This is a genomic window from Streptomyces sp. NPDC037083 (assembly GCF_055606485.1).
On record NZ_JBVJSQ010000014.1, the window covers coordinates 109,853 to 119,021 of the forward strand.

A 9,169-nucleotide genomic window follows, 5' to 3' on the forward strand; every position below is an offset into this window, starting at 1 on the left:
TATCCTGAATTTTATTTGAGCACAATGCTCAATTGGGTGAGTCGGTGCCGTGCCATACTGAGCACCATGCGAAATGTCGACGCCCTCGACGCCCGGATCCTCTTGGCGCTCGACGCGGATCCCCGGGCCACGACGGTTGCCTTGGCAGAGCGACTCGGCCTGGCCCGAAACACCGTGCAGGCACGTCTGAAGCGGCTGGAGGAAAGCGGTCAGCTGAGGGAGCACAGCCGGCGCGTGGCACCCGCGGCTCTCGGCTATCCGCTGCTGGCCCTCATCACGCTGTCGATCAGCCAGCGCGTGGGGCATCCCACCCGCGAGGCGATCCTGCGCATTCCCGAGGTGATCGAGCTGCTCGTCACCACCGGCGACGGCGACTTCCTCGCCCGCGTCGTGGCCCGGGACACCGAAGACCTGCACCGCATCACGAACCTGCTACTGGAAGCACCCGGGGTCGTCCGGTCCAACACCACCATCGTCCTGCGCGAAGTGCAGCCCCACAGTGTCCGGTCCCTGCTGGAGCGCCACGCCGCCCTCTGACACCGGGGGGTGGGGGCCATACGCAGTAAGACGGCCCCGGCAGCCTCGACGGAAGCGGGACGATGCCGCTCGGCACGGTCTCCCCGAGAGGTTCGCGCCGCCTGGGACGAGGCCCGCCCGACTCGTACGGCCCCGCCTCGTTGTCTTCCCGGCTTCCCCCAACTCGCGGCGCCGCCGCCGACGCGCCTCCCCGCGCGCGCCCGCCGATCGGAGGAGGACACCCCACCCGATCAGGCACTGTCCGTGCGACCCGCCGTCCCGGCTCCTCGTGGCGCCCCCGGGTGAGCGGAGAAGCTGACCGGCCCCAGGAACAACCGTTCCTCGGGGCGAACAGCCATCGGAGGCGACGATGCCGCACATGACTCCCATCGATCACAAGGTCAAACACAGATCGACTGTCCCGGCGAACGCCGAACGGGAGATTGAGCTCTTCGTACGCGAATACAAGAGCGGCGGATCCGGCGGCGCCCCCAAACCGGTCCTCATGCTCCACGGCAGGAGCGTTCCGGCTCTCCCCGGCTTCGACCTCACGCTGCTTCCGCAGGGCGGCTCCCCGCACCCGGACGTCAGTTACAGCTGGGCACAGGCGCTGGCGGGCCACGGCTACGACGTGTTCATCATGGATCTCCAGGGGTCCGGGCTCTCCCCACGCCCGAAGATGGACGACCCGTGCAACGCCAACCCGGCCCAGCGGGGTCTCTTGGAGACCAATCCGGGTACGGCGAACTGCTCACCGACGGCGAACTACCCCAACCAGCTCGGCAACTCCAGTAGTGAATGGGGCGAACTGGGCACCGTCGTCAAGTTCATCAGGGAACGGTGCAACAACGAGAAGGTCGCGTTCATCGGCTGGTCCGCAGCCGCGTTCGTCATGGGTCCGTACGCGCTGCAGAATCCCGGGGACGTGGCGAGCATGTTCCTTCTCGCGCCCATGTTCCCTCCGAACGGCCGATGGTCGACGAACATCAACGCACCCTTCGATCCGCCTCCCGGCACGCAGCTGCCCACGAAGCCCGAGTCCAAGCCGCCCGCCGTCTTCGGTTTTCCGATGAACCTGACCAGCAAGGCGGGTCTCCAAGGCGGCATCAGCGATCAGACGGTGGCCGACAACGTCTGGCGGATCATCATGGAGTGCGACAGCGTCGGCAAGACCTGGGGCGGCTCGACCCCGGGAGCACCGGAAGGCGTCATGCGGTGGCGCAATTCCTACTGGTGGGGCTGGAACACGAGCACCGTGCCGCACGGCTCCACGCTCGGCAACACCGTGCCGGTGTGCATCGTCTACGGGGACCAGGACAAAACGGCCAACACGCCACCGGAGATGGGTCCGCTGCTGCACTTCTCCGTCCCGAAGCTCTACGAGAGCATCCCGGGCACCGGCAAGCTCATGTTCCGTGTCGAGGGCTGGGACCACAATCCGGTCTGGGAACGCAAAGCCGCCCGTACCCTGCAGCACATGTCCTGGAAGTGGCTCAAAGACAAGCAGGTGTACGGCGTCCAGTCCGGAAGCTGGGCGATGGACACGGACGGCGTGCTGACCGAAGTGCTGCCGGTGGGCATGACGCCTAGTCCCGTGTGAAGCATCCTCGGCCATGCCCGTACGGCCGGATCGCGGATGCCGGCTACGAGCCCACAGGTACGGTCGTGGCTCGCCGAGCCGAGCTGAGACGACGACGTCGAGCGACATGAGGCTGCCGCGCCGCCGTCCCCACGTTCCGAAGGACGACTATCGCCGACCGAGGTCACTCCATCCGCCGCGGGCCTGCTTCACCTGCTCTTCAGGCTCGCTGAAACCGATAGAGGCGATGGCGGCGCGCCGCAGGAGAGGGACTGGACCGTTCGGGGAACGATGCTGCTCGTCCGTCGGGAGATGTGGAATGTCATCCGTTTGATGTCCGGTGCGAGCAAGTGGGAACCTGTGAGCGGAGGGGTGTCCGGGCCAGGCGGAATCGGAAGCGCCTCGATCCGCAACGCTGTTGTTGTGACCGCTTCCGTCCACTGACTGTCCCACGGCGTCCGCGCCGCCGCGGAGTTCGGAGTCCCGGCAGTGCTTTTCGACCTCACCCGCGGTGAACTCGTCGACATCTTCGGCGAGGACCGGCTCGCGACCATCCCCGCCACCGCCTTCCCGTCCGCCTCCGCGGACGCGGAGGGCGCCCGCCTGCTGCAGACCGTCGGCGTCCCCACCGGGACGCTCCTGTTGCGTCAGCCCGATGAGGACGACGGCCTGCTGCCCCTTGTCCAGGACGTCATCTCCATCGGGGACTTCGAGGACACCGTGGAGGGCGCGGGCGACTGGCCCGTGATCGGTTGGCTGCTCAACGCGCACCTCGCCCTGGACCCCGTTTCCGGCAAGGTGCACGCCTTCGACCCCGACGAGGAGAGCGCGCAGGAACTCCACACGGACGTCTCCTCCCTCGTCCAGGTCACCCTCCGGTTCCAGCGCCTGCTGGAAGAGTTCGCCTTCAGCGGCGACGACGGCGACGAGGAAGCCGACTTCGAGCGCCTGGAAGGCGAGGTCGAGCGGATCCGTGAGGAGACGAGCGGCATTGACCCGCTCCCCTTCCAGGATGACGAGACCCTCTGGTCGGTGGTGGGCGACGAGATCGCCATGGGCCAGCGCTTCAGGGCCGATCCCGTCCGCGGAGCCCGGTCCGGGCAGTAGTCGTGCGCAGCGACCGGTACAGGTTGTCGTGGGCGTTGCCGACGCAGCTCGCGCTAACGAGGGGACCGGGTCAGGGCGTCAGGAGGGTCTTGATGGCGCGGCGTTCGTCCATGGCCTTGTAGCCTTCGGCGACCTGGTCCAGGGGAAGGGTGAGGTCGAAGACCTTGCCCGGGTCGATGTGGCCGGACAGCACGCGGTCGATCAGGTCGGGCAGGTAGCGGCGTACGGGGGCGGGGCCGCCGCGCAGGCCGACCTGGGAGAAGAACAGCTCCTGGCCGTCGACGGCCACCTCGTGCGGAACGCCGACGAAGCCGACGTTGCCGCCCGGTCGCGCGGAGTGCAGGGCCTGGCTCATGGACTGGGCGGTGCCGACGCACTCCAGGACGGAGTCTGCCCCGATGCCGTCGGTCAGATCCTTGATGCGGGCGATGCCTTCCTCTCCGCGTTCGCTGACGATGTCGGTGGCGCCGAAATCCAGGGCGAGCTTCTGACGGGACTCGTGCCGGGACATGGCGATGATCCGCTCCGCGCCGAGCTCCTTCGCGGCGATGACACCGCACAGGCCGACGGCTCCGTCACCGACCACGACGGCCGTCGAGCCCGGCTTCACCTCGGCGGCGAGGGCCGCGTACCAGCCGGTGCCCATTACGTCGGACACGGCCAGCAGACTGGGCACGAGATCGGCGGAGGGGTGCTCGTCGGTGGCGACCAGCGTGCCGTGGGCGTTGGGGATGCGCACGTACTCGGCCTGGCAGGTGCTCATGAACTCGCGGTTCAGACAGGAGGACTGCCAGCCCTTCTGACAGTTGGCGCAGGTGTTGTCGGAGGTGGCGAAGGAGCCGACCACGAACTGGCCGGGCTTGACGTGGGTGACCTCGCTGCCGGTCTCCTCGACGACGCCGACGTACTCGTGGCCCATCGGGTGCGGGTCGCCCACGGGCTCCAGGCCGCGGTACGGCCACAGGTCCGAGCCGCACACACAGGTGGCGACCGTGCGGATGATCGCGTCCGTCGGCTGGAGGATCTTGGGCTCGGGGACGTCCTCCACCCGGATGTCACCGGGAGCGTGGATCACAGTTGCTCGCATGTCGTCTCTCCTGACGCGTTTCTCGGGTGGGGGTGGCTCTGGCGCGGGTGGTGTCTTCGCGCTGGTGGGTGGCCCTTGCCGGTCGGCGGACGCTTCAGGATTTCCATTGTGTTCTCTTCTTGCGTTGCTGTGGCGCCGCTGATTGGGCAGCGGTGTCACCCGGAGTTGCCGGATTCCTCGACGATGGCCAAGGGGGTATGCAGAAGCGTCGACGGGTTGTGAAAGAAACTGCCGGTCTCTCGCTCTCTCACCGCCCGCACGGGCCGTGCACAGGAGAATTCCACCCTGGGGCAGAAGTAGCCAGGGAGGAAACCCTCCTACCCAGGCGGGTGGCGGACAGCGCACACTGGGCAGTATGAACAGCAGTGCGCGCCGTAAGGAGTTGGGGAAATTCCTGGAGGACTCGCACCCTTCCGAGGGGCTGCGCTTCCTCTACTCCTGGGTGGCGACCCGGCCCGACGACTCCGTGGCCGACGCCGTCAATTGACGGATTCTGCCTCCTTTCCCGCCTGCACAGGGAAATGGTGCGTGAGATGCCCGGCGCGAACAAGCCGCCGCGATTTCTGCCATGCCCTGCCTGGACTTTTCCTCCGGTCAAGAACAAATCCCGACCAGAAGCAAATGCCGACCAGTAGCAAATCGCGACCAGGGGCAAATCCTTCCTGCCTTCGCCGCTGGATTCCGTGCCATGCGTGCATGAAGCACGAACTGCGGCACATGCGTGCCCAGGGCAGCGGCGTCATCGTCAACTGTTCCTCACTCGGTGGCCTGGTCGGCCTGCCCGGCCGTGCCTCCTACCACGCCTCCAAGCACGGCGTGATCGGCCTGACCACCAGCGCCGCCCTCGAGTACGCCCCTCGCGGCATCCGAGTCAACGCCGTCTGCCCCGGCACCATCGACACCCCGATGGTCAGCGACATGATCGCCAGGGGGGAACTCGAGCGAGCCGAGGCCGAGGCCAACCAGCACATCAACCGCCTCGGCACGGCTGAGGAGATCGCTCAGGCTGTCCTCTGGCTGTGCAGCCCGGGTGCCAGTTTCGTCGTAGGCGTCGCCCTCCCGGTCGACGGCGGCTACGTCGCCCGATAGCGAAGTGGGAGCCACTGTACGGTCGTTGGGCCAACGCCCCGTCATTCCACGATGACGGGGGCCAATGGGCTGCTCTCCGCTGTCACCTGCTCACGGGCCGCGTCGTCTGCCGGCCGACCGAGCCTTCGTCCGGGCCCTGGGCGAGCGGGAGGTCCTGGGGCGCGTCGAGGGAGAGGGCCGCTCCGGGGCCAGGCCGGCTCACGGGGTGGGCCCCCTCCGGGTCGGCACAGCTGGTACCCAAGGCTGGAGACAGGAAGTCCGCGCCCTGGGCCCAAGCCGAGGATGAAGCTGGGAAAACCCCCGCCAGGGACACCGTCACCACAGCAGCCCCACCACGGACAAGAGTGCGCGTCATCATGGGCGGTTCAACGATCACACCCCTTCTCGGACACGAACCGTCTTCGAATCGAGCAGCTGACCGCCCCACCACTGGGTCGGTGGTTCACCCAGGGGGCGTGTTCGCCTGTCAGTCAGTTGCAGGAGAACGCCCAGCTGCGACATGCGGTCGACTCCCACGCCGACAGTCGACCAGGCCCTCGGTGTCCTGATCGCGACCCACCGGATCCCGCCGGCCGCCGGGTTCGCGGGCCGCCCGGTCCGCGCGCTCTACGGCATCCCGTCGACGGGGTAGCAGCGGCACACCCGCTTCTGTCTGGGGCGTGGTTTCAGTCAGCGGCCCAGCGCGTTGGCCAATTCTTCTTTGTTCATCGACGAGCGGCCGTTGATGCCGCGCTTCTTCGCCTCCGCGTACAGCTGGTCCTTCGTGGGTCCTTGAGAGCCGCGGTGTGAGCGCTCACCGCCGCGCTGGGGAGCGGACTTCGTGTCCTGGGTGGACGTCTTGCTCGCTGTCTTCGACTCGCCGGAGCGGGCTCGTTCCTTGTTGACGGTGCGCGCCGCGATCTCTTTCGCCCGGCCATTGGAGGTACCGCGCTTCTCGGCGCTCTCCTTGATGTGCTCGTACTGACGCTCACGCTTCGCGCTGGAGCCCTGCGGCATGTCGCTCTCCTTTCAGGCCCGACACGGCCCGTTCGGCCGTACCGGCTTACCGTTTGATTTTCTGCGTACCCGCCGTCCGGCGCTCCTCACAGGATCCGGGCAGCTTTGGTCCCATCTGATGGGGAGGAGCCGGGGTGTGCGAGCAGGCAGCCACCGAACGGATGAGTGGACGGCCACCGCGCGCCCGCGGTGGACGTCTTCTCAAGGTCAGGAACGACCATGCGCGTGTCACGGACGGGGAGACAAGGCGTGTCCGGCAGTGGTGGGGGTAGACGGCCGCCACGATGAGACAGGACGTGCATCTGCCGAGAGGAGCCAGCGTGAGCGGACAAGGCGTACGTCTCACCAGGGCCCGGGCCCTCCCGCTCTGCGCGCTCCTGCTGGTCCTGGCCGCCTGCGGTGGAACCGAGCAGCGCAGTGCGAAAGTCTCTGCTGCGGCCACGGCCTTCGAGGAAGCACTGAGCGAAGGCGACCGGGCGGCACTGTGTGCGGCTCTCGCCCCGCAGACACGCAAGGAGGTGGAGGATTCAGCGAAGAAGGCATGTGCGGAGGCCGTCAGTGCGCAGGAACTGCCCGCCGGGGGTCCGGTCCGCGGCGTAGACGTCCATGGCCGTCAGGCACGCGCCGTGCTGGCTTCGGACACGTTGTTTCTCTCGCGTTTTCCGGACGGGTGGAAAATCGTCGCCGCCGGATGCACGCCTCACCCCGGTCAGCCCTACGAGTGCTCGGTCAAGGGAGGCTGACGCATGCGGACCATGTTCACCCTCTGCCTGGCCGTCGTCCTGGGCGGCCTGGCCTACTTCATCGCGGTGGGACTGATGCAGCGATGACCGCCGCCACGCCGCCGCCCCCGCCCGGCTCTTCGGACCGGGACGGCTCCGGCACCGTAAGGGAACACGGCATGCGCCGTTTCGTACGGGACAACGGCATAACTCTGGGTTTCGGATTCGCCTTCCTGCTCGCACTCGCCGGGCAGGCGATCGCTGGCTGGACGGAGTTCAACAACCAGCTCGCCACCGACGGGCTCGCGCAGATCGGCTTTCTCGGCTACCTCGCGTCCTCGGACTTCGCCGTGGACGTGACGGAGAACTGGCAGTCGGAATACCTGCAGTTCTTCCTGTACATCTTCGCCACCGTGTGGCTGCTTCAGCGCGGCTCGCCGGAGTCGAAGGAGATGCACAAGGCCGGCCCTGAATCGGATGAGGACCAGCGAGTCGGCGAGCACGCGGGCCCGGACTCCCCACGCTGGGCGGCAGTGGGCGGAGTGCGCCAGGCGGTGTTCTCCCGGTCGCTTGGCCTGGTGATGGCCGCGCTGTTTCTTCTGTCCTGGCTGGCCCAGTCCATCGCGGGTGCCGCCGCGTACAACGAGCAGCAGCTGAGACGGCTGCAGGCTCCTGTCAGCTGGACGCAGTACATCGCCTCCGCCGATTTCTGGAGCCGCAGCTTGCAGAACTGGCAGTCCGAGCTCCTGGCAGTCGCGTCCATGGCCATCCTCTCCGTTTACCTCCGCCAGCGCGGTTCCCCGGAGTCCAAACCCGTCGGCGCGCCCCACACCTCCACAGGGGTCGAGGGATGAGCGCAACGGGCCGCTTCACTCATGTGCTCAACGCCGGATTCCGGGCGGCCCGGGGTTGTCGATCGCGTCTGGCAGACGCATCGCCGTCTGCATCGGCCCGCCCTCCGGGGCGCATCGACGCCCCGGCAGGTACGGGGCGCTCTTCGGGGTTTCGCCAGCTCGTGTGACGCTGCTGGATCCTACGGATGATGAACGGCCCGGACCACGCGCCGGGGGACTGGTGTTGCCAGGGAGGATGGGCCCTATGACTACCGTGACGCCTCATTACGGTCTGCTCTGGACCGACCGCGACGGTGTGCCGCAGGCCTCTGCCGGCAGGTATGACAAACCTGCTGCCAAGCGTCGGCGGAAGGCGCTGAAGGAGTTTGGCTGCACCCGAGTCGAGATCGTGCTCGTCCGACCCGGTGAATTTCCCGAACCGGCAGCCTGACCCTCCGGGATGCCGGCAGACGGCCCCCATGGGGGTGCGCCACAGCTGAGGGGCCGGTCGCGGACCGGCCCCTCGGGTAACGCGTGTGTCCCGCGTGCTGTCCTCGTGGCCCCTCTCTGCCGTTCTCGGCGTGCAGGAGGCGCAGGGTCGCGTCCTGCTCGACGTCTTCCTGTGCAATCAGCCGGGTCGAGCCGTGTGCTTGTGAATCACATCCAGGTAGTGCCGATCAGGGTGCGGCACGTGGTTGTCCCGTCCCGGCAGACTGAAGACCGCGCAGACGTCAGCGGGTTGGGTGATGAGGCTTGACTGCCGGCCGAAGGTGAGGGCGCTGTTGACCTCATGCCGGCAGCCTGCGTTGTCCAGGGCGGCGATCAGCTCCTCGCGGAGGACGGTGGCGTCGAACGACTCGGAATCAGGCAGGACGAGCGGCGGAAGTTTGGCGGTGGAACCGGGCCAGAGGTTGATCCAGATACCGCTGACGGCCCGCTTGGTGACCACCAGCCCGAGCCCGTCCCAGGAGTACGGGTAGCCGTCGATGTCGGGCCCCTTCAAGATGTGGGCGGGGTGCGGGCGCCCCGGGCCGAGGAGGTCTTCTGCCTCAGCCAGAGTCATTCCGCAGTTCAGGGGCCCGAGCCAGCCGGTGAGGGAGAAGCCGACGAGTACGTCCATCAAGGTCACGACAGTGACTGTGACACTCTGCTGAGCCACTCCGCACTCCGATATCAGCGCGAGGCGGGGCCTGCGCCGCCTTGCCGGACGGCGATGAGGGGCAGAAGGCGTGCGCCGGCG

At 67.6% G+C, this 9,169-nt stretch carries 11 protein-coding genes and 1 pseudogene; 9 read left to right on the forward strand and 3 right to left on the reverse strand.

The window, feature by feature from the left end:
• Positions 1-66: 66 nt before the first annotated feature.
• The 3 genes from ACZ7DE_RS31845 to ACZ7DE_RS31855 all read left to right on the forward strand — a co-directional run bounded on the left by ACZ7DE_RS31845 (position 67) and on the right by ACZ7DE_RS31855 (position 3,202).
• A complete protein-coding gene (locus tag ACZ7DE_RS31845; protein WP_470767272.1) occupies positions 67-537 on the forward strand; it encodes an Lrp/AsnC family transcriptional regulator in 471 nt (156 codons plus the stop codon).
• Between the two features lie 358 nt (positions 538-895).
• A complete protein-coding gene (locus ACZ7DE_RS31850; protein ID WP_470767274.1) occupies positions 896-2,116 on the forward strand; it encodes an alpha/beta fold hydrolase in 1,221 nt (406 codons plus the stop codon).
• A gap of 468 nt (positions 2,117-2,584) precedes the next feature.
• Complete coding sequence (locus tag ACZ7DE_RS31855; protein WP_470767277.1) at positions 2,585-3,202, forward strand: SUKH-4 family immunity protein; 618 nt, start codon at positions 2,585-2,587, stop codon at positions 3,200-3,202.
• A 70-nt stretch (positions 3,203-3,272) separates the two neighbouring features.
• On the opposite strand, the gene ACZ7DE_RS31860 is transcribed toward ACZ7DE_RS31855, so the two are convergent.
• Entirely contained in the window at positions 3,273-4,289 is a 1,017-nt protein-coding gene (locus ACZ7DE_RS31860) for a zinc-dependent alcohol dehydrogenase family protein (protein WP_470767279.1), read from the reverse strand.
• Positions 4,290-4,644: 355 nt separating this feature from the next.
• Between ACZ7DE_RS31860 and ACZ7DE_RS31865 the strand changes: the two genes are divergently transcribed.
• The 3 genes and pseudogenes from ACZ7DE_RS31865 (at position 4,645) to ACZ7DE_RS31875 (ending at position 6,009) form a co-directional block, all read left to right on the forward strand.
• On the forward strand, positions 4,645-4,776 hold the full coding sequence (locus ACZ7DE_RS31865; protein ID WP_470767281.1) for a hypothetical protein: 132 nt from the start codon (positions 4,645-4,647) through the stop codon (positions 4,774-4,776).
• A gap of 203 nt (positions 4,777-4,979) precedes the next feature.
• A pseudogene (locus ACZ7DE_RS31870) lies at positions 4,980-5,378 on the forward strand (SDR family oxidoreductase); the annotation flags it as partial.
• A gap of 499 nt (positions 5,379-5,877) precedes the next feature.
• The gene (locus ACZ7DE_RS31875) at positions 5,878-6,009 is read left to right on the forward strand and encodes a hypothetical protein (RefSeq protein WP_470767283.1); all 132 of its coding nucleotides are present in this window, start codon (positions 5,878-5,880) and stop codon (positions 6,007-6,009) included.
• A 38-nt stretch (positions 6,010-6,047) separates the two neighbouring features.
• Here ACZ7DE_RS31875 and ACZ7DE_RS31880 read toward each other — a convergent pair whose 3' ends face one another.
• Positions 6,048-6,374 carry a plasmid stabilization protein gene (locus ACZ7DE_RS31880; RefSeq protein WP_470767285.1) on the reverse strand — a complete coding sequence of 109 codons (327 nt, stop codon included), beginning with the start codon at positions 6,372-6,374 and terminating at the stop codon, positions 6,048-6,050.
• A gap of 296 nt (positions 6,375-6,670) precedes the next feature.
• On the opposite strand from ACZ7DE_RS31880, the gene ACZ7DE_RS31885 reads away from it, so the two are divergent.
• From ACZ7DE_RS31885 to ACZ7DE_RS31895, 3 genes are all read left to right on the forward strand, one after another.
• Positions 6,671-7,117: a nuclear transport factor 2 family protein gene (locus tag ACZ7DE_RS31885; RefSeq protein WP_470767288.1), complete on the forward strand. Its 447-nt coding sequence runs from the start codon at positions 6,671-6,673 to the stop codon at positions 7,115-7,117.
• 158 nt (positions 7,118-7,275) lie between these two features.
• Positions 7,276-7,950, forward strand: coding sequence for a DUF6766 family protein (locus ACZ7DE_RS31890; protein ID WP_470767292.1), 675 nt, complete (start codon positions 7,276-7,278; stop codon positions 7,948-7,950).
• Between the two features lie 244 nt (positions 7,951-8,194).
• Positions 8,195-8,380: a hypothetical protein gene (locus tag ACZ7DE_RS31895; RefSeq protein ID WP_470767295.1), complete on the forward strand. Its 186-nt coding sequence runs from the start codon at positions 8,195-8,197 to the stop codon at positions 8,378-8,380.
• A gap of 177 nt (positions 8,381-8,557) precedes the next feature.
• Here the strand turns inward: ACZ7DE_RS31895 and ACZ7DE_RS31900 are convergent, their stop codons facing one another.
• On the reverse strand, positions 8,558-9,058 hold the full coding sequence (locus ACZ7DE_RS31900; RefSeq protein WP_470767297.1) for a hypothetical protein: 501 nt from the start codon (positions 9,056-9,058) through the stop codon (positions 8,558-8,560).
• Between the last annotated feature and the right edge of the window lie 111 nt (positions 9,059-9,169).